This window comes from Streptomyces sp. NPDC086519, from assembly GCF_040686075.1.
Lineage (GTDB): Bacteria > Actinomycetota > Actinomycetes > Streptomycetales > Streptomycetaceae > Streptomyces > Streptomyces shenzhenensis.
Genome location: NZ_JBFBJL010000006.1, coordinates 67,725 through 87,084, shown reverse-complemented (window position 1 = coordinate 87,084; position 19,360 = coordinate 67,725). Strand labels below are relative to the sequence as shown.

The window sequence follows — 19,360 nt, the reverse complement described above, 5'->3', positions numbered from 1 at the left end:
GAGCGTGCACCGATCGACCGCGAGCATTCCTCGATCGACCGAGAGTGTTCCCCGAGCGACCATGAGTGTTCCCCGGTACCGGCTGGTGCTCCCGTCAGCCCTGCTCTGCCTCGCGCTGGCCGCGTGCGACGGCGGAGTCCACGGCACCCCGGGCGGCGCGGGCGTCCGCGACCCGTACTTCCCGAAGGCGGGCGACGGCGGCTACGACGTCGGCCACTACGGCCTGACCCTCGCCTACGACCCCGGCACCCGCCGCCTCACCGGCACCGCCGTCATCACCGCCCGCGCCACCCAGGACCTGACCGCCTTCGACCTGGACCTGAAGGGCCTGGACGTCGACGACGTCACCGTGGGGGCCAGGCAGGCCCGCTGGAACCGCGCCGGCCAGGAGCTGACCGTCCGTCCGCACGACGACCTGAAAAAGGGGAAGACCTTCACCACCACCGTGCGCTACTCGGGCCGGCCGGAGACGCTCACCGACCCCGACGGCTCCAAGGAGGGCTGGCTGCGCACCGCCGACGGCGCGCTGGCCCTCGGCGAACCCGTCGGCTCGATGGCCTGGTTCCCCGGCAACGACCACCCCTCCGACAAGGCCTCGTACGACATCACGATCACTGTCCCCCAAGGCCTCCAGGCCGTCTCCAACGGCGAGCCGCGCGGCGAGACGACGAAGAACGGCCTGACCACCTACGTCTGGCACACCGCCGAGCCGATGGCGAGCTACCTCGCCACGGTCGCCGTGGGCCACTACACGGTCAGCCGCTCCACCCTCCCCGACGGCCTGCCGGTGTACACGGCCGTCGACCCGACCCAGGCGAAGGCGAGCCGCGCGGTACTGGCGAAGCTCCCCGAGATCATGCAGTGGGAGCGGCGCAACCTCGGCCCCTACCCCTTCTCCTCCACCGGCGCGATCATCGACCGCCCGGGGGACGCCGGGTACGCGCTGGAGACCCAGAACCGGCCCGTCTTCCCCGGCGCCCCGGACACCGACACCCTCGTCCACGAACTCGCCCACCAGTGGTACGGCGACTCCGTCACCCCGCGGACGTGGCGGGACATGTGGCTCAACGAGGGCTTCGCCACCTACGTCGAGTGGCTGTGGGAGGAGGACCACGGCGGGCGGACCGTCCAGCAGACCTTCGACAAGGTCTACGCCACCCGCGCGGACGACGCGACCCTCTGGGGTTTCCCGCCCGCGGATCCGCCGAGCGCCGCGTACATCTCGGAGCGGCCGGTGTACGAGCGGGGCGCGATGGTTCTGCAGAAGATCCGGCAGACGGTCGGCGACGACAGCTTCCGCGACATCATCCAGGGCTGGGCGGCCGCCCACCGCCACGGCAACGCGGACACCGCCGAGTTCACCGCGTACGTGGAGAAGAAGGCACCGGGCAAGGACTTCACCGCGATCTGGAAGGACTGGCTGTACGGCGACGGAAAGCCGCCCCGGCCCTAGTAGTGCTTCGTTAGGTTCTGGCTCTGGTTCTGCGTGTGGTGAGGGGGCGGCCGCAGGTGGTGCAGGTGCCGGTCCAGCACCTCAGCAGGTTCTGGAGTGCGTCCAGGATCTGGTAGAGGGTCAGGCTGGCGTGTGTGCTTTTGGGTCGAGCCGCCGCAGGGTGAGGAATGCCTGGGCGGCGGTGACGAGGGTGACATGGTGGTGCCGGCCGCGCCAGGTGCGGCCCTCGAAGTGGTCGAGTCCGAGGCCGTGCTTGAGCTCGCGGTAGTCGTGTTCGATGCGCCAGCGCATCTTGGCCCACCGCACCAGGTCAGCGGCCGGGGTGGTGGCGGGAAGGTTCGATATCCAGTAGTCCGTCCCGTTCAGGGCCAGGACATAGGCCCGAGGCACTCTGCCTGTGGCAGGGCGTCCCGCTCATCGGGCTGCCCGGCCCGCACGCCGAGTCCGCGCGGACGCTTCTGGAGGAACGGCGGCTGGCCGCCCTGGAGACACGGCTGCGCATCGAACTCCACGCGCCGCACCCCCGTCGACGAACTCGGCATCGAACCCGCCCAGTCCCTGCGCGCCCTGTACGCCGGACTCCTCACGGACGACTCCGGACCGGCACGAGCCCTCACACTGGAAGCGCCGGACTACCGCGGTGTCCTGGCCGACCGGCGCGTTCTGATCGTGCTGGACAACGCCCTCGACACCGAGCAGGTGGGGCCGCTGCCCGCCACCCCCGGCTGGGCACGACGGATGCGAACGGGGCATGGTTCAGCTCGAACCCGGTCGGCAACGGCAGGAGGCTCACCTCCGCCGGTCCGGTACGCCGACTGGCGGTCATTCGAGCCGTCTTGCCGGGTGGCGTGACCGGTTCCGACAGTGCGAAATCAGTCCGGCGACGTCACGGGTAACTAGTTACAAAAAAGTACCTGGTTGCAAAAAGTGCCGGAGAAGTCATGATCGAGGAAGGGGCCGGTCACCGGGTCCGCGACGACGTATGAGGAGCTCACATGCCGAAGAAGATCGAACAGTTGGCTTTCGGTGGACCCGAAGTTCTGCAGCTGGCCGAGATGGAGCGGCCCGAACCGCAGGCGCTCGGCCCGGACGAGGTGCTGGTTCGGGTGACAGCGGCGGGAGTGAACCCGATCGACGCCAAAACCCGCGGGGGCAGGGGGGTGTCCGGCGGAATGGGAGCGCTGCCCATCACCGTGGGCTGGGATCTCGCCGGCACCGTCGAGGCCGTGGGATCCGGAGTCTCGGTTCTGGCCACGGGTGACCGGGTCTTCGGGATGAGCAGGTTCCCGGGCCAGGCGGCGGCCTACGCGCAGTACGCCGTCGTGCCCGCCGTCGATCTGGCCGGCATCCCCGCCGTGCTGTCCGACAAGGAGGCCGCGGCTCTTCCGCTCGCCGGGCTCACCGCGTGGCAGCAGCTGGTCGACGTCGCACAGGTGCAGGCGGGCCAGCGAGTCCTCGTCCAGGGCGCCGGCGGCGGTGTCGGGCACCTCGCCGTACAGATCGCCCGGCACCTCGGCGCCTACGTCATCGCCACCGCCGGCGCGGGCAAGGCCGACTGGCTGACCAAGCTGGGTGCGAACGAAGTCATCGACTACCGGACCGGCGACTTCGTCGAGGTACTGCGCTCGAACCCCGTCGACGTGGTCATCGACAACATCTGCGGCGCAGTAGGACGTCGTTCTGTCGAGGTCGTGAAGCCCGGCGGAATCCTGGTCGAGCTCACCGGGGTCGACCCGGCAACCCGGGCGGCCGCGGACGAGGCCGGTGTGCGGGCGCAGTACCAAGCTGTCCACACGGACGCCGGGCACCTGGCGGAGCTCGCCGAGCTGGCCGGCAGCGGCAAGCTGTCGGTGACGGTCTCCCGGGTCTTCCCTCTGGAGCAAGCCGCCGAGGCGCATCGGGCGATCGAAGAAGGGCACACCCAGGGCAAGATCGTCCTCACGACGTGGTGATCGATGCGGTCCCGGGGCCCCCGGGACTGCCCACGCACCGACCCCTGATCAACGCCGGGCGTCGCAGTGCGCTTCCGCCCACTCGCGGAGCATGGCCAGAGGAACAGTTGCCGTGCGGCCGATGTCGGTGAGGTCGTACTCGACCGCCAGTGGCCGTTCGATGACGGTCCGGGTGATCAAGTCTTCCGACTCCAGGTCGCGCAGCTTTTCGGTGAGCACCTTCTGGCTGATCTTGCCGAGCCGCCGACGCAGTTCGCCGAAGCGGAGCGGCCCTTGCTCCAGCGCGCCGAGGATCAGGACCGCCCATCGACTGGTGACGAGGTTCAGCAGGTCGCGCGAAGGACAGGTCTCCGAGTAGACGTCGGACACGGTCCCCTCGTCGCTGAGATGCTCAAGGACTGCCACATGGACCTCGCTCGAAGGCTATTTGAGGAACCAGCTGACAAAAACATACTACTGCTGACTTGCTGGAAGGTCTTTTGACGGTCTGGCGGGGGGAGAGGAGAGTGAGGGGCCGGGCCGTGTCGTTGTCCGCCAGACCTGTGGCGTGGGCAGGGACGCGCGAGCCGGCGTGATCTGGCGGTTCAGGTCGGGTGGGCAGACCGGCAATCTCCACCTGGCCGGCGACCGGAAGCGCCGGCCGTCGGCGTTCGTCCTGACCGCGGGGCAGACCGCGGACAGCCCACAGTTCATCCCCGCGCTCAAGAGAGTGCGGGTCCGGCCGCGGGCTCGCCGCCTTCGCGCCTCGATGATCTGGATCAGAGACCTCACCCGGGCCGTCCCTTGATCACGACTCGATGCGCGCTCTACCCTGCGCCCGTGCCCAGTTCCTTGCGCAGCACGGCACACGGGCGCCCCTGCTGCCGGTCCGGACGACGGCCGATCACCTCGTACCCGAGCGCGCTCCAGAACGCGAGTCCCTTCGGGTTGTTCTCCAGCACGGCGAGCCGCACGGCGTCCCGGCCCGCCTCCCGGAACCGCTGCTCGACCTCCCCCGCGATCCGCCGCCCGTACCCCTTCCAGTGCTCCCCCGCGTCCACCATCAGCAGCCCGATCCACGGATCGGGGTCGGCCGGATCCGGATGCCGCGCCAGCGTGACGACCACTCCGACCAGCAGCCCTTCGGCCCGCGCCAGCAGCACCTCCACGTCCGGATTCGCCAACTCGTCGGCCAGCTCCGCGGCCACCTGCTCCGGCCGGATGTCGTCCGGGTCCGGGAAGTCGCCGCTCAGCGCCTGGAACTCCCGGTTGGAGGCATACAGAGCGGTGAGCTCGGAGAGGACCGGGGCCGGGATGTCGTGGTCGGGGGTGAGGGGGACGGCGGCGAGGATCATATCGGCCAACCTATCCGGAGGGCTCGCACCGCGGGGCCGGGCGGCCGCGTGCGGGCAGCGCGTCGGGACGCGGCGGGATCGTCTCCCTGGAGCGCGCGTCTGCGTTCACGCCAGCTGTCGGTCGCAGTCGCACCCGCTCAGTGCTGCTCGCCCGTCCTGTCCCCGTAGAGCGGCAGGTTGTCGGTCGTGATGGTCCAGTCGCCGATGGTGACGTCCTCGCCGTAGACGAAGTCCTTGCGGGTCGCGTAGCGCGGGCCGTCCGGGGTGGGGTGGATGTCGGTGAGGACGGCGCCGGTGCCGGTGCGGGGGTCGAAGATCGCGTAGATCGGGATGCCGATCAGGGGGTAGTCGCGGATCTTGCCGATCCAGTCGTTGTCGGGATTGGAACGGGAGACCACCTCGACGGCGGCGTGGATCGTCCTGGGGTCGAACGTCCCTGGGGTCTCCATGTCGGCCTCGGCGATCACCATCACGTCGGGGCGCCGCATGATGCCTTCGGGCTCGCCTTCGACATCGGGCTCACCTGTGTGGGCCACGATTTCTTCCGGCATCACCTTTTCCAGGCGTTTGCGAAGGCGCAGCACGGTGAGCTCGTGAGGCCCGATGGGCGACATCATGTCGTGGACGATTCCTTCTTTGGTGACTTCGAACTTGCCCGGCAGTGTGTCGTCCATGGACTGAACGAAGTCCCGCATGGCCCGGTACCTGTGGGAGTCCCTGTGGCCTGCGTTGTCGGGTGCGATGGTCATGGCGCTCGCTCCTCGTCGTCTGTGCCCAGGGGCAAGGATCGTCGCTTTCATGCTAGGTCTCCTCCGGGAGATCGGATCGGCAGTCCCGGCAGCGGCCGGGCGCTGGGGCACGGAAGGGGCGGTCGCAGCCGTCGCAGGTCTGGAACGGGTGTCTGGGCTGCGGGGCCGGTGGGGCCGGGGGCCGGAACGGGGGTGGGGGTGGAAGCTGTGCGGCCAGGCGGTGGGCCAGGAAGGCGGCTGGGCGGATCAGGGGTTCGTTCGGCAGGTTCCCGGTGAGGGCGTGGCGTACGGCGGTGGGGGCGATGTCGCGTTCCAGCCAGGCGGCGACGCCCGGGGCGAGGTGTTCGGCGTCGGTGGCGGAGAGGAGAAGGCGGGGGTCGCGGCGGCGGAGGCCGGCGAGGATGTCGAGGGCTGTGTGGAGCAGGACGGGGGAGGCGCTCGAAGGCGCTGGGGTACGGCGGGGAGGCGCTTGCGGGGAGGTGGCTTGTCGGTGGCGGCCGTGGTGCGTCGGGTGGCCTTGTAGGGGGTCTCGGCCGGGGCGGTCCGGTGCCCCGGCCTGTTGCAGGAGACCGTGCGGGTGACGATCCGCCCGTCGGGGATCCGCTCCCGCTCGCGCCGCAGATAGCCCTCGGCCTCCAGTTCCCGCAGGGCGGCACCGATACGGTCCCTCCCCTCCGGGACGCGGGCCGCCAGGCTCTTGATGTCGACCCGGGCGCCCTTGGGGAGGGACTGGATGTGCACGCCGAGCCCGATCGCGAGCGCCGAGAGAGTGGGGTGCTGGGCGAGGTGGTTGCCGATCACCACGAAGTGGGAGGTGTGGCGCGCGTTGTCATGGATGACCCCGCCTGACCCCCGGTTCGGGTGCTTCTTGGCGGCAACGCGGGACTCGGCACAGGAGGGCGCGCTAGGGTTTTTGGTATCCATCGGGAAGGTTCGGCTTCCTAGGTGGTCAGGCCCTCGCACTGGGATTGCCGTCCCGGCGAGGGCCGAAGTTTTTCTGCGGTTGGTGCGCTGAGCGTAGGGCACGCAACCCGTCCCAAAGCCAGCCGAGTTGGGCATATTCACTCGGGGGAGTGACGCTGCGCGACAGGCGGGAGGGGTGGGGTTTGGTCGGGTTCTTTCTCCCTGATTCGTTCCTTGAGTGGTGACGTCCCAAGGGACCGAAGCCCGCGTTTCCGGGCTACGGCGACACCCCGATCTCGGCCCACACCGTCTTGCGCGGCGACAGCCCAGGTGCCACCCCCCACTTGTCGGCGAGCGCCTCCACGAGGACCAGGCCCCGGCCCGACTCGGCCTCAGGTGTGAGGGGTTGGGCTTGCGGCAGGCGGTCGCCGCGGGTGTCCGTGACCTCGATCCGCAGGGTGTCCCCGACGACGTACAGCAGGAGCCCGAAGTCGCGTCCCGACACCCGCCCGTGCGTCGCCGCGTTCGCCGCCAGCTCGGCCACGATCTGCCGCGCCGGATCCAACGGCAGCCCCCATGCCCGCAGTTGCTCGGCGGCCAGCAGACGGGCCAGGCGGGCACCACGCGGCGTGGGCGAGAACCGCAGGCTCATGTTGCGGACGGGGGTGGAGATTTCATCGTTCACGTCACTCAGAGTGGCCGGGCCTGCATACCGTGAACAGTGACGAAGCCCTTGCGTACGGTGACTGTCCGGTGCTTGTCCGGTGCTGTCGTGGCTGTCGGGACCGTTCGTACGGGTACGGGCGTCCGCTGGTACGGGCGTACGGCAAAAGGGGCGTGGGATGAGCGTGGACGACGGCGAGGTGACCGAGCCGGGCTGGGAGGTCGACCCGGACGACGACTGGGGCGTGGCGGTCATCGCCACCGTGGGGCGTCAGCTGAAGCTGCGGCGCGAGGCGGTGGGGATGCGGGCCGCCGAGTTCGGGGAGGCGGTCGGCTATGGGGAAGACATGGTCTACAAGGTGGAGGGCGGCAAGCGGATCCCCCGCCAGGAGTACCTGAACCGGGCGGACGAGGTCCTGGGCGCGGGTGGGCTGATCTCGGCGACCTGGGAGGACGTGAAGAAGGTCCGGTATCCGAAGAAGGTGCGGGAGCTTGCCAAGTTGGAGGGGCAGGCGGTTGAGATCGGGGTGTATGAGTGCAACATCATCGCCGGGCTGCTTCAAACACCTGAGCATGCGCGAGCCGTGATCTCGGCGGCCCAGCCGCCCTACTCGCCAGATGACGTAGAGCGCATGGTGACGGCCCGTCTGGCTCGGCAGTCGGTTTTCGAACGCGACCCGGCTCCGTCCATCCACTTTGTGCTGGAAGAGGCGCCTCTGCGACGGCAGGTTGGGGGCACAATGGTGTGGCGACAGCAGCTCCAACGTCTGCTGGAGGCAGGGCGGTTGCACCACGTCACACTTCAGGTCATGCCGACCAACACGGATGCGCATCCAGGGCTGGACGGCAGGATCGAGTTGCTGAAGTTCCCGGACGGCACGGCCGTCGGACGCGCCGATGGTGCGTTCAGCGGGCGACCGACCACCGATCCGAAACAGCTCCGCCTCATCGAGCTGCAATATGGCACCATCCGGGCGCAGGCTCTCCCTCCGCGGGAGTCGCAGGCCTTTATTGAGCAACTGCTGGGAGAGACATGATCCGCAAGGCCTCCTCCGGGGAACCCACCGACCTGGTGTGGTTCAAGAGCAGCTACAGCGGCGGCACCAACGGCGAGTCCTGCGTAGAAGTCGCCCTGACCTGGTTCAAGAGCACCTACAGCAGCGGCCCCGACGGCGAATCCTGCCTCGAAATAGCCCCCACCCCCACCACCATCCACATCCGCGACTCCAAGTACACGCATACGCCCGCCACCCCCGGCCCCCGGCTCGCCCTCGCCCCCTCCGCCTGGGCGGCCTTCGTGCCGTACGCGTCCGCGCGCTGAGCAGGCGCGCCGGAGCCCCCGGCCGCAACCCACGGCCAGGGGCTCCCGCACAGCGCAGCGTGCCGCGTCCGTCAGACGTTGACGCCGAAGTCCTGGGCGATGCCGACCAGGCCCGAGGCGTAGCCCTGGCCGACCGCGCGGAACTTCCACTCGGCGCCGTTGCGGTACAGCTCGCCGAAGACCATGGCCGTCTCCGTCGCCGCGTCCTCGGAGAGGTCGTAGCGGGCGATCTCGGCGCCGCCGGCCTGGTTGACGATGCGGATGTAGGCGTTGCGGACCTGGCCGAAGTTCTGGCCGCGGTTTTCGGCGTCGTAGATCGAGACCGGGAAGACGATCTTGTCGATGTCGGCCGGCAGGGCGGCCAGGTTGACGTTGATCGCCTCGTCGTCGCCGGCGCCCTCGCCCGTGCGGTTGTCGCCGGTGTGGACGATGGTGTTGTCGGGGGTGTTCTTGTTGTTGAAGAAGACGAAGTGGGCGTCGGAGTAGACCTTGCCCTGCCCGTTGACCGCGATGGCCGAGGCGTCCAGGTCGAAGTCCGTGCCGGTGGTGGTGCGGACGTCCCAGCCGAGGCCCACGGTGACGGCGGTCAGGCCCGGAGCCTCCTTGGTGAGCGAGACGTTGCCACCCTTGGACAGGCTTACAGCCATGGTTTGGGAGTCCTTTCCCTCGTTTGCGTACGGCGGTACGACGTACGGGCCTGAAGCTACAGGTACCCGTATGAACGCCACGAGGGGTACCGAAGGTTCCAGCTCCCTTTACTTTCTTTACCGAACACCGGATGAACGTTATTCGCGTGACGTGCGCCGGTCGGGCGCGCGACCATGGGGGCATGTCCGGTCCTTACGTCATCCGCGGCTCCGTCTCGCTTCCCGAGGCCGAGCTCCACTGGCGTTTCTCCCGTTCGTCCGGGCCCGGCGGGCAGCACGTCAACACCAGTGACTCGCAGGTGGAGCTGCGCTTCGACCTCGCGAACACCGAGGCGCTGCCGCCGGTGTGGAAGGAGCGGGCGCTTCAGCGGCTGGCGGGGCGGCTCGTCGACGGGGTGGTCGTCGTACGGGCGTCCGAGCACCGTTCGCAGTGGCGCAACCGCGAGACCGCCGCCGTACGCCTCGCCGCGCTCCTCGCGGAGGCCAGCGCGCCGCCGCCCAAGCCGCGCAGGCCGACCCGCATCCCGCGCGGGATCAACGAGCGCCGGCTGCGGGAGAAGAAGCAGCGCTCGGACACCAAGCGGGGGCGCACCGGCCGCGACTGGTCGTAAAGCCGTCGCTGCGGCCTTCCCATCGAGGTCTCGGAAGACGTGGTGGTGCGGCCGATCTCCCTGGCATGCGCAGTCGGGAACGAGGATCCGTGCGTGGCATGCGGCGACGAGGCCACCGGGCCCGCCCGCGGACTGCTCGCTGCCGGAATCCGGAACCGCGACGGCGGACGAGACCGGGGACGCCTCGCCAACAGCGTCTGAGCTGCTGAAATCCTGCCAGGTGGCTGGTTCGTGGCCGCACCGCGACGACTGCCCGGAGAACCGGACGGGCATCAGGCGGACCATCCCCACCTTGGTCATGGCCTTGCCGGTCGCCGCCGGCCGTTCGCGATCGCGGTCGGACAACGGTTTCCGGGCCGGCCGGTCGGAACCTCGCTCCGCCGTCCGGCTGATCCGTGGGGTGAGACAGAAACGCTTACGGAGTCCGTTGGATGTGGCTACTATCTGCCACCAGTCGCCGGACTTTGGCGATTTTTTCCTCATGGATGCACCGAACGGTGGGGGGAGTGTCCCTAAGGTGACCGGATTTGGCGGGTTTGGTGGCAGGCGAACCAGGAGCATGGCCGCCGAGAACCAGCCATCGCATGGTGCTGTGCCGACGTCAGCCGGCTTTCTCTCACGGCCGGTCGGGTCGGGCGGCAGCTCCCGTCGACTGCCCCTGCGTACCGTTCTGATCATCCTCGTGCTCGTACCGAGCCTCGCGCTCGCGGCCCTGTGGGGCCTGAGCACGTACCAGCTGGCCACCCGCTGGCAGTCGGAGAAGACCCAGAGCGACCTGAGCGCCGCGTTGGGCCGGCCGTCGGCCGTCCTCTTCCAGTCCCTCGAAGATGAGCGGCGGCTCACCGCGGAGGCGCAGGCCGACCCCGGCACCGCCACCCGTGGCAAGCTGGTCGCCGCGCGCGCGGCGACCGACAAGGCGGTGACCGGCTTCCGCTCGGTGGCGGACGAGGACACCTCGCACGGGCAGCAGGGGCTCGGCACGGCCCTGTCCGGCACCGTGCGCGATCTCGGCCGGCTCGCCGCGCAGCGCCGGGCGGTGGACACCGGGTCGGCCGGTCAACAGGCGGCGTTCGACTACTACAGCGGCACCATCGACTCGCTGATCACCGTCTTCACCGCGCTCGGCCACCGGAGCAACGCCGATGTGGCCTTGCTGGCGACCCCCTTGGTCGACCTCTACGGCGCCGCCGACAGGATCGGGCGCGAGGACGCTCTGCTCGGCCGCGACTGGAAGACCGGGCATCTGAAGGTCGACGAATACGACGTTTTCGTCGATGCCGTCGGCGCTCAGGAGTACCTGCTCCGGCGGGTCGCCCTCGGCCTCACCGGTGCCGAACGCGACGCGTACACAAAGATGACGTCGGCCAAGTCATGGAAGACCCAGCAGAACCTGGAGGAGCAGGTCATCGTCGCCGGCCCCCACCACTCGCAGGGTGAGCTGGTGCTCGGCCAGATCCACACCCAGTGGCGTGCCGCGGTGGACGCCAACCAGCCGCTGCAACTGAATCTGGTCCTGGCCCGGGTCGCGCACCTCGACAAGGTCTCCGCCGACAGCGTCAGCCAGCTCCAGTGGACCCTGATCACCGTCAGCGCCATCGGCCTGCTCGCCGTGATCCTGGTCGTCCTCACCACTTGGCGTCTCACCGTCCTCCTGCGCCGGCGCATCTACGCCCTGCGCGAGGAAGCCGTGGAACTCCAGCAGCGGCTGCCCGACGTGGTGTCCCGGCTGGAGCGCGGCGAGAACGTCGACGTGGACCGCGAGGTCCGGCTGGTCGAGCCCACCCCCGACGAGCTCGGCGAGCTCGGGCGGGCCCTGAACGCGGCCAGCCGCAGCGCCGTGGCCACCGCGGTGCGGCAGGCCGAACAGCACCGCGGCTTCGAGCGGCTGCTCCAGCGGATCGCCCGGCGCACCCAGATCCTCATCGGCCTCCAGCTGCGCAAGCTGGACGAGCTGGAACGCACGCACGAGGACCCCGAGGTGCTGGAGGGGCTGTTCGACCTGGACCACCTCACCGCCCGGCTCCGCCGTTACGAGGAGAACCTGGTCATCCTCGGTGGCGGCCAGCCGCAGCGCCGCTGGCGCAAGCCGGTGCGGCTGCTCGACGTGCTGCGCGCCGCGCAGGGCGAGGTGCAGGACTACCGCCGGATCTCGATCGACGTCGAGGACGAGCCGTGGGTGTCCGAGCGGGCGGTGGGCTCTCTGGTGCACATCCTGGCGGAGCTGATGGAGAACGCCGCCGCCTTCTCCAAGCCGCCGACCCCGGTCGAGGTGCGGGCCGCGAGGGTCGGCCGGGGCGTGGCGGTCGAGATCGAGGACCGCGGCCTGGGCATGGAGCCGGAGCACTACGCCGCCGCCAACGCGCTGATGGAGGCGCCGCCGCAGCTCGACGTGATGACCCAGGCCGACGACGTACGGCTCGGCCTGTACGTGGTCGCCCGGCTGTCGGCGGGCCTGGGCCTGCGGGTGGAGTTGCGGCCGTCCGCCTTCGGCGGCACCCGGGTGGTCGTGCTGCTGCCGGAACAGGTGGTGGTGGAACAGCCCGGCACGGCGCCCCAGCCGGTCGCACAGCCCCCGGAGGCCCTGCCCCACCTGCCCGGTCCGCGGCGGCAGCCGCACGACGCCGGTACCGGTCTGCGGGCGCCGTACGAGGGCGGGCGGCTGCCCACCCGCGCCAAGGGACACGCGATGGCGAACGTCACCGCCGCCGTTCCCCGGCCGCCGGACGAGAACGAGGCATCCCCGTCCTCGTCCCCGTCCCCGGCGACCGCGGCGCGGCCGCTGCCCCAGCGGGTCCGCCAGGCCAGCCTGGCGCCCGAACTCCAGATCCCGGCGAAACCGGCGGATCGGGCGGAGCAGGCGGAACTGGCGGAACTGTACGAGCCGGATCTCTGGACGGCGGTCCCTGACCGGGCCGGCCGGTCCGGGGCCACGATCGGCGTGTTCCAGCGGCAGTCCCGGTTGGCCCGCGGCGGGGGCGACCCGGACGACGGCACCGGTGACAGCGGCGGTAGCGCCACCGGCTACGACATCGGCCGCGGCTACGGCTACGGCAGCGGCGACAACGACACCAGCGGCAACCACGACGGCAGCGGTGACGGTACCGGCCCCGGCGAAGGCAAGGGCAAGGGCCGTGGCGACGGCCATGGCCAAGGGCCCGCCTCGCCCGACCGGCCCGGCTCTTCTAGGACGGATGATCAAGAATGACGCAGCGAACGACGGCCACTGACGTGGATCTGGACTGGCTTCTGGACGGGCTGGTCGACCAGGTCGCGGGCACCCGGCACGCCATCGTGCTGTCGGACGACGGCCTGGTGATGAGCCGTTCGCGGACCATCGAACGCTCGGACGCGGAGCGGCTCGCCGCGATCGCCACCGGCCAGCAGAGCCTCGCCCGCGGCGCCGGGCAGCTCTTCGGCGGCGGCCCGGTGCACCAGGTCATCGTCGAGATGGCCGGCCTGTGGCTGTTCGTGATCTCCGCCGGACGCGGCACCCACCTGGCGGTGACCGCCTCCCAGGAGGTCGACGCCGAGCTGATGAGTGTCGCGATGCACACCCTGGTGCAGCAGGTCGGCCAGCGACTGGGCACCGACGCGCGTACTCCGCCGTCCGATGACGCGGGGAGAGCCGGATGAGGCACTGGACCGAGGGGTTCGACGACGGTGACGCCGACGAGCAACTGGTCCGTCCGTACACGATCACCAGCGGGCGCACGACCCCCGAGCGATCGGATCTGACGCTGGTCACCCTGGTGGGGACGCTGCCCGAGGTCTCCACACAGGCGGCGCTCGCGGTGCGCAGGATGCAGCCGGAGCACCGCACGATCCTCGGGCTCTGCCGGGACCCCAAGGCAGTGGTGGAAGTCGCCGCCAAGCTGGGCCTCCCGGTGTCGTTGACCAAGATCCTCATCGGCGATCTGGTCGACTCCGGTTATATGTGGGCCCGTTCGCCGCAGCCGCTCAGCCGGGCCGGCGGCCCTTCCGACATGACGATCCTCGAGGCGGTGAGAGATGGACTACGCAAGCTCTGAGCACGCGTCGGGCCACGTGCCCGACCATGTGTCCGGCCGCGCCGCGGACCACACGGCGGGCCGTACGGACACCGCTCCGCTCGCGGTGAAGATCCTGGTCGCCGGCGGGTTCGGCGTCGGCAAGACGACCCTGGTCGGCGCGGTGAGCGAGGTCGCCCCGCTGCACACCGAGGAGTACCTGACCCGGGCCGGCGTCGGCGTGGACGACCTGGAGGGGGTGGACAGCAAGTTCACCACCACCGTCGCGCTGGACTTCGGGCGGATCACCATCAGCGACGACCTGGTGGTGTACCTGTTCGGCACCCCCGGCCAGGAGCGCTTCTGGTTCATGTGGAACGACCTGGTCAACGGGGCGATGGGCGCGGTGGTCCTGGTCGACACCCGGCGGCTGGAGGTGAGCTTCGCCTCGATCGACTTCTTCGAGAGCCGCGGCATCCCCTTCGTCGTCGGCGTCAACTGCTTCCACGGGGTCCGCGACCGGACCGCGGAGGAGATCCGCGCGGCGCTCGCCCTCGACCCCCAGGTGCCGCTGGTGCTCTGCGACGCCCGCGACCGGGGGGACGGCCGCGATGTGCTGCTGGCGCTCGTCGACCACTTGATGGCCGGTCAGGCGGCCACGTCCGGGTAGGCACGTCCTGAGACCGAGTGAGCGGCCGAGCACCGCCCTGGCCCGCGCGGGTGGACACGGGGCACCTGGGCCGCCCACCCGGCGGTAGCCGCACAAGCAGTACAGCCCCGTGCCCCTTCGGGACGTCGCCGAGCCGCAGCGGCAGCGGCAGCGCCGTCGCCGAGGAAGGCCGTCAGAAAGCCGACCGTGCGGTCTCCGCGGACGATCAGGCGTGCCCAGGCGACCCCCGCCGGACGGACGTTCGCCTCGGCGACGGACTCGGCGACCGGCTTGACGTTGTGTTCCTGGTCGGGTCGGACCCGAATGCGGAGTGCCGCCGTCGAATTCGCGGTGGGCACTTCTTCGAGGCGGAGCGGAGAAGACATCCGCGCACTCTAGGAAGGGCCGTTCACCAACTGCCCACGGAATTCACGAAACCGACCGTGCGGTCTCATCCCAACTGTCGATACCGGCCCCGGAAATACATCAGCGGTCCGCCTTCCGTGCTCGGCAGTTCCGCGGTGAGGACGCGCCCGATGACGAGGGTGTGGTCGCCGGCCGGCACCCGCTGTTCGGTGCGGCACTCCAGGGTCGCGAGGGCGCCGCCGACGAGCGGGGCGCCGCTGGCCTCGCCGCGGACGTAGGGGATGTCCTCGAAGAGCAGGCGGTCGCTGATGCGGCCCTTCATCGCGAAGCGGCCGGCGATGTGCCGCTGGCTCTCGGTGAGCACGGAGACCGCCCACCGCGGCTGTTCGTCGAGCAGGTCGTCCATCCGGGAGCCTTCGCGCAGGCTGACCAGCACCAACGGCGGGTCGAGGGACACCGACATGAACGCGGTGGCGGTCATGCCGACGTCCTCACCGGTCGGCGCCAGCGGGTCGTCCGGGTCCAGCGGCGGCTCCTGTGCGGTCACCAGGACCACCCCGGCGGCCAGCCGGGCCATGGCGGCCTTGAACGCTTCGTTGCTCACCCCCACAGCATGCCCGGTGGCTTCTGCGGCGGCGGGGGCGGGAGTCTTCAGCACGCCGGAAACGCTAGTCTCGGACCCGGCGCCGCCGCATCGGCCATCGGCCCGAGCCCGGTCCTAGGACCAAGGGCGGGGCATGGACGACGTGAAGGGTCGTAACGTGCATCATGTGCGCACCCCCACAAAGGCTGCGTTCAGTAAGCGCACAGGGAAAACGCAGAAACTCCACGCAATTGTTCACGTTCTCCTGTGACTTGAGTCACAAGGGACGGTAATTGTTGACCCTGTGTACCGAGTGGGCAGCGCGCTGTGATTCAGTGGCTGGGAAAAGTAGCGCCGAAGCAGACCCTTGATTCGCTGCGAGGTCTCGGGGGGAGGGCGAGCATGGAGACCGAGTCGGAGCCCTACGTCCGTCTTGCGTCCCTGCGACAGCTGCACCAGGTCATGGCCGACATGAACACGGCCCGTAGCCTGGCGGACACACTGCAGACCGTCGCGGACGGTGTGATCAACGCTCTGGGCTACGAGATGGCCTGCGTCAACCTCGTACGCCCCGACGGTGACCTCGTGGTCGCCGCCTTCTCCGGCAACTCCGCCGCCGAGGCCCTGATCACCGGCCGGGTCGGCTCCCGGGAGTCCTGGGAGCGGCGGCTGGGCATGGGCGAGAAGTGGGGCGACCTCGTCTTCATACCGCACACCGAGGGCTGGGTCCTCGACGACGACGACGTCCCGCAGTGGTACACCGACGGCCCCGCCCCCCGGTTCGAGGACGAGTGGCACCCCTCCGACCGGCTCTTCGCCCCGATGTACACGCCCGGCATATCGGGCAGCTCCTGCGGCGAACTGCTCGGCGTGATCTCCGTCGACCGCCCGCGCAACGGCCGCCACCCCGGCGCCTGGGGCCGCGAGGCCCTTCAGATGTACGCCTTCCAGGCCGCGATCGCGATCAGCAACGCACGGCTGCGCGCGAACATGCAGCGGGCACTGGTCAGGCTGGAGCGCGACCAGCAGGCGCTGCGGGCCAGCGAGGAGAGCTTCCGGCAGGCCTTCGAGTACGCCCCCTCCGGCATGGCGATAGCCGAGATGGGCGGCGACCAGCACGGCCGGATACTGCGCAGCAACGACGCCCTGTGCCGCCTCCTGGGCCGCCCCGCCGCCGCGATGCGCCGCTACTCCTTCTCCGACCTGGTCCACCCCGAGGACATCGGCACCCTGCTCCGCACCTCCGCGGAAGGCGGCCGCGCCGAACTCCGCCTCGGCCGCCGCGACGGCACCTACGTCTGGGTCTCGCTCCGGAACTCCGTCGTCGCGGACGCCGCCGACGGCCCCCGCTTCCTCCTCACCCACGTCGAGGACATAGAGGAACGCAAGCGCCGCGAGCTCCAGCTCGCCCACCGCGCCTCCCACGACTCCCTCACCGGCCTGCCGAACTCCGCCGAGCTGCGCTCCCGGCTCTCCGCCCGGCTCTGCCGGCGCGCCGACTCCGGCGTCGGCCTGGAGTCCCTGGACGCGGCCTACGGCCACCCCGCCCACGACGCCAACGGCCACGGCTTCGACTTCGCCGGCACGTCGCCTTCGGCGTCGTACGACGGCGGGTACGACCACCACGTGCACACCGTCGCCCCCGAGGAGGGCCGCGACGACGGCGCCAAGGGGCTCGCGGTGCTCTTCTGCGACCTCGACGGCTTCAAGTCCATCAACGACCGCTTCGGTCACAACGCGGGCGACGCGGTCCTCATCGAGGTCGCCAGGCGGCTCGGCAGGGCGGTCCGCGACGGCGACACGGTGGCCCGCCTCGGCGGCGACGAGTTCGTGATCCTCGCCGACGGCCTCGGCAAGGCCGACGCCCAGGACCTGGCCGTACGCCTGCGCAACGAGATCATCCAGCCGATCCGCGCGGAGGGCCGGGCCGTCCGGGTGGGCGCCAGCTTCGGCATCGGATGGGCGCACTGCGGCATGACGGCGGACGAAGTCCTGAAATCCGCCGACGAGCGGATGTACGTAGAGAAACGATCTCGTCCCAAAGCACATCGCCGTGCCGGATGATCCGCAGGTCATCGCGCTGATGCGGTGTGAGTCACCCGTTTGGCTCAGCTGGACCGGGTAGGCTCGACTCTCAATACCTGTACCGCATCCGCCCGCACCTGTTGAGGAGTACCTAGGGATGACGCCCGGCAACAACGGCGCGAGCACGCCCGAGGACGACGACCCGTTCGGCTACCTGTACGCCGATGGTCAGGCCAGAGGGGCCCAGCCGCCGTCCGGCTCCGGTGGCTACGGCTACCCGCATCAGGTCAGCAGGGTGCGCTCGGTCGGCGAGCGGACGTACGGCGGCCAGCAGCAGGCCCCGCAGTCGCCGTACGGCGGCCAGACCGTCCCCCAGCAGCAGCCCGGGGGCGGCTACGGCCAGCAGCCGAACGCGGCCTACCAGGCCCCGGAGACCTTCCCCGGCGGCCCGCCGCCCACCCGCCAGGCCCCGCCGAACCCCGGCCGCGGCCGGGGCCCGAACACCAAGGGCCTCCTCATCGGCGCGATCGCTGTCGTCGCCGCGGTCGTCATAGGCATCAGCGTCGCGATGATGAACGGCAACGGGGACGACAACAAGGCCGGCAGCGGAGCCTCCACCACCCCGGCCCAGTCCCAGAGCGCGTCGCCTTCGCCGTCGAGCACGAGCTCGGTGTCGGCCACGGGCGACATCCCGCCGATCGACGCGAAGGCACTCCGCCTCGACGGCGGCGCGACCCTGGCCTCGGACGTCAAGGGCGCGAAGGCCGAGGGCGGCATCTACGTCACGAACCTCAACCAGACGGGCGCCGGCGTCACCTGGACGGTCAACGGCATCCCGTCGGCAGGCACCTACACCGTCTTCGCGCACTACAGCGCCATCACGGACGGGAGCATGACGCTCACCATCAACGGCAAGGCGTTCGGCAGCAAGATGGGTCTGAAGAACTACACGCACCAGAGCGACCCGACCAAGGCCTGGACGACCACCTACTCCTGGCCGACCCTCACCAAGGGCACCAACACGATCTCCCTGTCCTGCCAGAGCGGCGACAGCTGCGACGTCCTGCTGGACCAGCTTTGGCTGAAGCAGGGGCAGGTCACCAAGTAGCCCACGGATTACGGCTGACCACTCACGCCGCGGTGGGGTCACCCGTCACCGTGACCCGCCCCACCAGCTCTTCGTAGGCCGCGCGGTCGAACTCGCCCGCCGCCTGGGCTCGTACCGTCGCCGCCGACAGGGCTGCCGCGCGGGCCAGTCGGTCCGGCCAGGGGAGTTGTTCGATCAGGCCGGAGAGCAGGCCGGCGACCGCGGAGTCGCCCGCTCCGGTCGGGTTGCCGTGTTCGCGGGCGGGTGGGACGGCGCGCCAGCGGCCGTCGGGGGTGAGAGCCAGCAGGCCCTGTACGCCCAGGGAGGCGACCACCGTGCGGGCGCCCCGTCGGCGGGCGTCCTGGGTGGCGCGGGTCGGGTCGTGGGAGCCGGTGAGTTCGGCCAGTTCGTCGGTGTTCGGCTTGACCAGGTCCGGGCGGGCGGCCACTCCGCGTCGCAGTGGCTCTCCGCTGGTGTCGAGGAGGACGGGGACACCGGCAGCGCGAGCGGCCTTTGTCAGTCCGGCGTACGCCCCCACCGGCACCCCCGGCGGCAGGCTGCCGCACAGCGCCACCGCCGAGGCGGCGGGCAGCAGTTCCTCGTAGTGGTCGAGGAAGGCACCCCACTCGGCGGGGGCTATCTGCGGGCCCGGCTCGTTCAACTGGGTCGTGTCGCCGGTGAGTTCGTCCACCACCGCGACCGTGCGGCGAGTCGCCCCGGCGACCGGCAGCAGCGCGTCCCGCACACCCCGGGTGTCCGCGAGGTGCTCCCGTACCGACTGTCCGGTGGCCCCGCCCACGAACCCGGTCACCGTCGTCTCGTGCCCCAGCGCGGCCAGCACCCGGGCCACGTTCACGCCCTTGCCGCCCGGCCGTTCGGCCACGTCGGAGACGCGGTGCGAGGTGTGCGGGCGCAGTGCCCCGACCCGGTAGGTGATGTCGAGAGCAGTGTTCAGTGTGACCGTGAGGATCACCGGGCGGCCTCCCTCGCATGTGTCGTGCCCGTGCCGTCGCCCGGGGGCCTCGATCATG

The 19,360-nt window shown here is 70.4% G+C and carries 18 protein-coding genes and 5 pseudogenes; 13 read left to right on the top strand and 10 right to left on the bottom strand.

The features are described 5' to 3' along the window. Positions 1-61 precede the first annotated feature (61 nt). Positions 62-1,453 carry a M1 family metallopeptidase gene (locus AB0P24_RS08345; RefSeq protein WP_365791475.1) on the top strand — a complete coding sequence of 464 codons (1,392 nt, stop codon included), beginning with the start codon at positions 62-64 and terminating at the stop codon, positions 1,451-1,453. Positions 1,454-1,573: 120 nt separating this feature from the next. Here the strand turns inward: AB0P24_RS08345 and AB0P24_RS08340 are convergent. Next, positions 1,574-1,804: pseudogene (locus AB0P24_RS08340) on the bottom strand (transposase); the annotation flags it as partial. On the opposite strand from AB0P24_RS08340, the pseudogene AB0P24_RS08335 reads away from it, so the two are divergent. Together AB0P24_RS08335 and AB0P24_RS08330 are read left to right on the top strand one after the other, a co-directional pair. Then, positions 1,795-1,983 (top strand): annotated as a pseudogene (locus AB0P24_RS08335) (BTAD domain-containing putative transcriptional regulator); the annotation flags it as partial. The pseudogenes AB0P24_RS08340 and AB0P24_RS08335 sit on opposite strands and share 10 nt — an antisense overlap. 465 nt (positions 1,984-2,448) lie before the next feature. Beyond that, the gene (locus AB0P24_RS08330) at positions 2,449-3,405 is read left to right on the top strand and encodes an NADP-dependent oxidoreductase (protein WP_365791473.1); all 957 of its coding nucleotides are present in this window, start codon (positions 2,449-2,451) and stop codon (positions 3,403-3,405) included. A 48-nt stretch (positions 3,406-3,453) separates the two neighbouring features. On the opposite strand, the gene AB0P24_RS08325 is transcribed toward AB0P24_RS08330, so the two are convergent. Further along, complete coding sequence (locus tag AB0P24_RS08325) at positions 3,454-3,810, bottom strand: helix-turn-helix domain-containing protein (RefSeq protein ID WP_365791471.1); 357 nt, start codon at positions 3,808-3,810, stop codon at positions 3,454-3,456. A 181-nt stretch (positions 3,811-3,991) separates the two neighbouring features. On the opposite strand from AB0P24_RS08325, the pseudogene AB0P24_RS08320 reads away from it, so the two are divergent. Beyond that, positions 3,992-4,126, top strand: a pseudogene (locus tag AB0P24_RS08320) (IS5/IS1182 family transposase); the annotation flags it as partial. Between the two features lie 85 nt (positions 4,127-4,211). Here the strand turns inward: AB0P24_RS08320 and AB0P24_RS08315 are convergent. The 4 genes and pseudogenes from AB0P24_RS08315 to AB0P24_RS08300 all read right to left on the bottom strand — a co-directional run bounded on the left by AB0P24_RS08315 (position 4,212) and on the right by AB0P24_RS08300 (position 7,043). After that, positions 4,212-4,739 (bottom strand): GNAT family N-acetyltransferase, encoded by a 528-nt coding sequence (locus tag AB0P24_RS08315; RefSeq protein WP_365791469.1) that lies wholly within the window; start codon positions 4,737-4,739, stop codon positions 4,212-4,214. Positions 4,740-4,876: 137 nt separating this feature from the next. Next, positions 4,877-5,488: a Uma2 family endonuclease gene (locus AB0P24_RS08310; protein ID WP_365791467.1), complete on the bottom strand. Its 612-nt coding sequence runs from the start codon at positions 5,486-5,488 to the stop codon at positions 4,877-4,879. A 52-nt stretch (positions 5,489-5,540) separates the two neighbouring features. Next, positions 5,541-6,412, bottom strand: a pseudogene (locus AB0P24_RS08305) (helix-turn-helix domain-containing protein). 256 nt (positions 6,413-6,668) lie between these two features. After that, positions 6,669-7,043 (bottom strand): ATP-binding protein, encoded by a 375-nt coding sequence (locus tag AB0P24_RS08300; RefSeq protein WP_365791726.1) that lies wholly within the window; start codon positions 7,041-7,043, stop codon positions 6,669-6,671. A 190-nt stretch (positions 7,044-7,233) separates the two neighbouring features. Here AB0P24_RS08300 and AB0P24_RS08295 point away from each other — a divergent pair, with 190 nt between their 5' ends. Next, entirely contained in the window at positions 7,234-8,091 is an 858-nt protein-coding gene (locus AB0P24_RS08295; protein ID WP_365791465.1) for a helix-turn-helix transcriptional regulator, read from the top strand. Further along, positions 8,088-8,375, top strand: a complete 288-nt coding sequence (locus AB0P24_RS08290) for a DUF397 domain-containing protein (protein ID WP_365791463.1) — start codon at positions 8,088-8,090, stop codon at positions 8,373-8,375. Before AB0P24_RS08295 ends, AB0P24_RS08290 begins: the two co-directional genes overlap by 4 nt. 71 nt (positions 8,376-8,446) lie before the next feature. Here AB0P24_RS08290 and AB0P24_RS08285 read toward each other — a convergent pair whose 3' ends face one another. Further along, complete coding sequence (locus AB0P24_RS08285) at positions 8,447-9,022, bottom strand: TerD family protein (RefSeq protein WP_234542527.1); 576 nt, start codon at positions 9,020-9,022, stop codon at positions 8,447-8,449. 182 nt (positions 9,023-9,204) lie between these two features. Here AB0P24_RS08285 and arfB point away from each other — a divergent pair, with 182 nt between their 5' ends. The 5 genes from arfB (at position 9,205) to AB0P24_RS08260 (ending at position 14,289) form a co-directional block, all read left to right on the top strand. Further along, positions 9,205-9,633, top strand: coding sequence for an alternative ribosome rescue aminoacyl-tRNA hydrolase ArfB (gene arfB, locus AB0P24_RS08280; protein WP_365791461.1), 429 nt, complete (start codon positions 9,205-9,207; stop codon positions 9,631-9,633). A gap of 682 nt (positions 9,634-10,315) precedes the next feature. After that, positions 10,316-12,838 carry a nitrate- and nitrite sensing domain-containing protein gene (locus AB0P24_RS08275; RefSeq protein ID WP_365791459.1) on the top strand — a complete coding sequence of 841 codons (2,523 nt, stop codon included), beginning with the start codon at positions 10,316-10,318 and terminating at the stop codon, positions 12,836-12,838. Further along, positions 12,835-13,266, top strand: a complete 432-nt coding sequence (locus tag AB0P24_RS08270; RefSeq protein WP_365791457.1) for a roadblock/LC7 domain-containing protein — start codon at positions 12,835-12,837, stop codon at positions 13,264-13,266. Before AB0P24_RS08275 ends, AB0P24_RS08270 begins: the two co-directional genes overlap by 4 nt. Further along, positions 13,263-13,661 (top strand): DUF742 domain-containing protein, encoded by a 399-nt coding sequence (locus AB0P24_RS08265; RefSeq protein WP_365791455.1) that lies wholly within the window; start codon positions 13,263-13,265, stop codon positions 13,659-13,661. The genes AB0P24_RS08270 and AB0P24_RS08265 overlap by 4 nt, the downstream gene beginning before the upstream one ends. Continuing rightward, the gene (locus tag AB0P24_RS08260) at positions 13,642-14,289 is read left to right on the top strand and encodes an ATP/GTP-binding protein (RefSeq protein ID WP_365791453.1); all 648 of its coding nucleotides are present in this window, start codon (positions 13,642-13,644) and stop codon (positions 14,287-14,289) included. The genes AB0P24_RS08265 and AB0P24_RS08260 overlap by 20 nt, the downstream gene beginning before the upstream one ends. Before the next feature lie 161 nt (positions 14,290-14,450). On the opposite strand, the pseudogene AB0P24_RS08255 reads toward AB0P24_RS08260, so the two are convergent. Continuing rightward, positions 14,451-14,654, bottom strand: a pseudogene (locus AB0P24_RS08255) (GNAT family N-acetyltransferase); the annotation flags it as partial. A 65-nt stretch (positions 14,655-14,719) separates the two neighbouring features. Continuing rightward, positions 14,720-15,238 (bottom strand): flavin reductase family protein, encoded by a 519-nt coding sequence (locus AB0P24_RS08250; protein WP_365791451.1) that lies wholly within the window; start codon positions 15,236-15,238, stop codon positions 14,720-14,722. A 381-nt stretch (positions 15,239-15,619) separates the two neighbouring features. On the opposite strand from AB0P24_RS08250, the gene cdgB reads away from it, so the two are divergent. Beyond that, positions 15,620-17,281, top strand: a complete 1,662-nt coding sequence (cdgB, locus tag AB0P24_RS08245; protein WP_365791449.1) for a diguanylate cyclase CdgB — start codon at positions 15,620-15,622, stop codon at positions 17,279-17,281. A gap of 118 nt (positions 17,282-17,399) precedes the next feature. After that, entirely contained in the window at positions 17,400-18,350 is a 951-nt protein-coding gene (locus AB0P24_RS08240) for a carbohydrate-binding protein (protein WP_365791447.1), read from the top strand. 22 nt (positions 18,351-18,372) lie between these two features. Here the strand turns inward: AB0P24_RS08240 and AB0P24_RS08235 are convergent, their stop codons facing one another. Next, positions 18,373-19,302, bottom strand: coding sequence for a 1-phosphofructokinase family hexose kinase (locus AB0P24_RS08235; protein ID WP_365791445.1), 930 nt, complete (start codon positions 19,300-19,302; stop codon positions 18,373-18,375). Positions 19,303-19,360 lie beyond the last annotated feature (58 nt).

Coding starts and splice junctions, on each gene's coding strand:
- AB0P24_RS08345 (WP_365791475.1), top strand. CDS start 62: ATGAGTGTTCCCCGGTACCGGCTGGTGCTCCCGTCAGCCCTGCTCTGC.
- AB0P24_RS08260 (WP_365791453.1), top strand. CDS start 13,642: ATGGACTACGCAAGCTCTGAGCACGCGTCGGGCCACGTGCCCGACCAT.
- AB0P24_RS08300 (WP_365791726.1), bottom strand. CDS start 7,043: ATGAGCCTGCGGTTCTCGCCCACGCCGCGTGGTGCCCGCCTGGCCCGT.
- AB0P24_RS08330 (WP_365791473.1), top strand. CDS start 2,449: ATGCCGAAGAAGATCGAACAGTTGGCTTTCGGTGGACCCGAAGTTCTG.
- AB0P24_RS08295 (WP_365791465.1), top strand. CDS start 7,234: ATGAGCGTGGACGACGGCGAGGTGACCGAGCCGGGCTGGGAGGTCGAC.
- AB0P24_RS08310 (WP_365791467.1), bottom strand. CDS start 5,488: ATGACCATCGCACCCGACAACGCAGGCCACAGGGACTCCCACAGGTAC.
- AB0P24_RS08270 (WP_365791457.1), top strand. CDS start 12,835: ATGACGCAGCGAACGACGGCCACTGACGTGGATCTGGACTGGCTTCTG.
- AB0P24_RS08290 (WP_365791463.1), top strand. CDS start 8,088: ATGATCCGCAAGGCCTCCTCCGGGGAACCCACCGACCTGGTGTGGTTC.
- AB0P24_RS08240 (WP_365791447.1), top strand. CDS start 17,400: ATGACGCCCGGCAACAACGGCGCGAGCACGCCCGAGGACGACGACCCG.
- arfB (WP_365791461.1), top strand. CDS start 9,205: ATGTCCGGTCCTTACGTCATCCGCGGCTCCGTCTCGCTTCCCGAGGCC.
- AB0P24_RS08285 (WP_234542527.1), bottom strand. CDS start 9,022: ATGGCTGTAAGCCTGTCCAAGGGTGGCAACGTCTCGCTCACCAAGGAG.
- AB0P24_RS08265 (WP_365791455.1), top strand. CDS start 13,263: ATGAGGCACTGGACCGAGGGGTTCGACGACGGTGACGCCGACGAGCAA.
- AB0P24_RS08315 (WP_365791469.1), bottom strand. CDS start 4,739: ATGATCCTCGCCGCCGTCCCCCTCACCCCCGACCACGACATCCCGGCC.
- cdgB (WP_365791449.1), top strand. CDS start 15,620: ATGGAGACCGAGTCGGAGCCCTACGTCCGTCTTGCGTCCCTGCGACAG.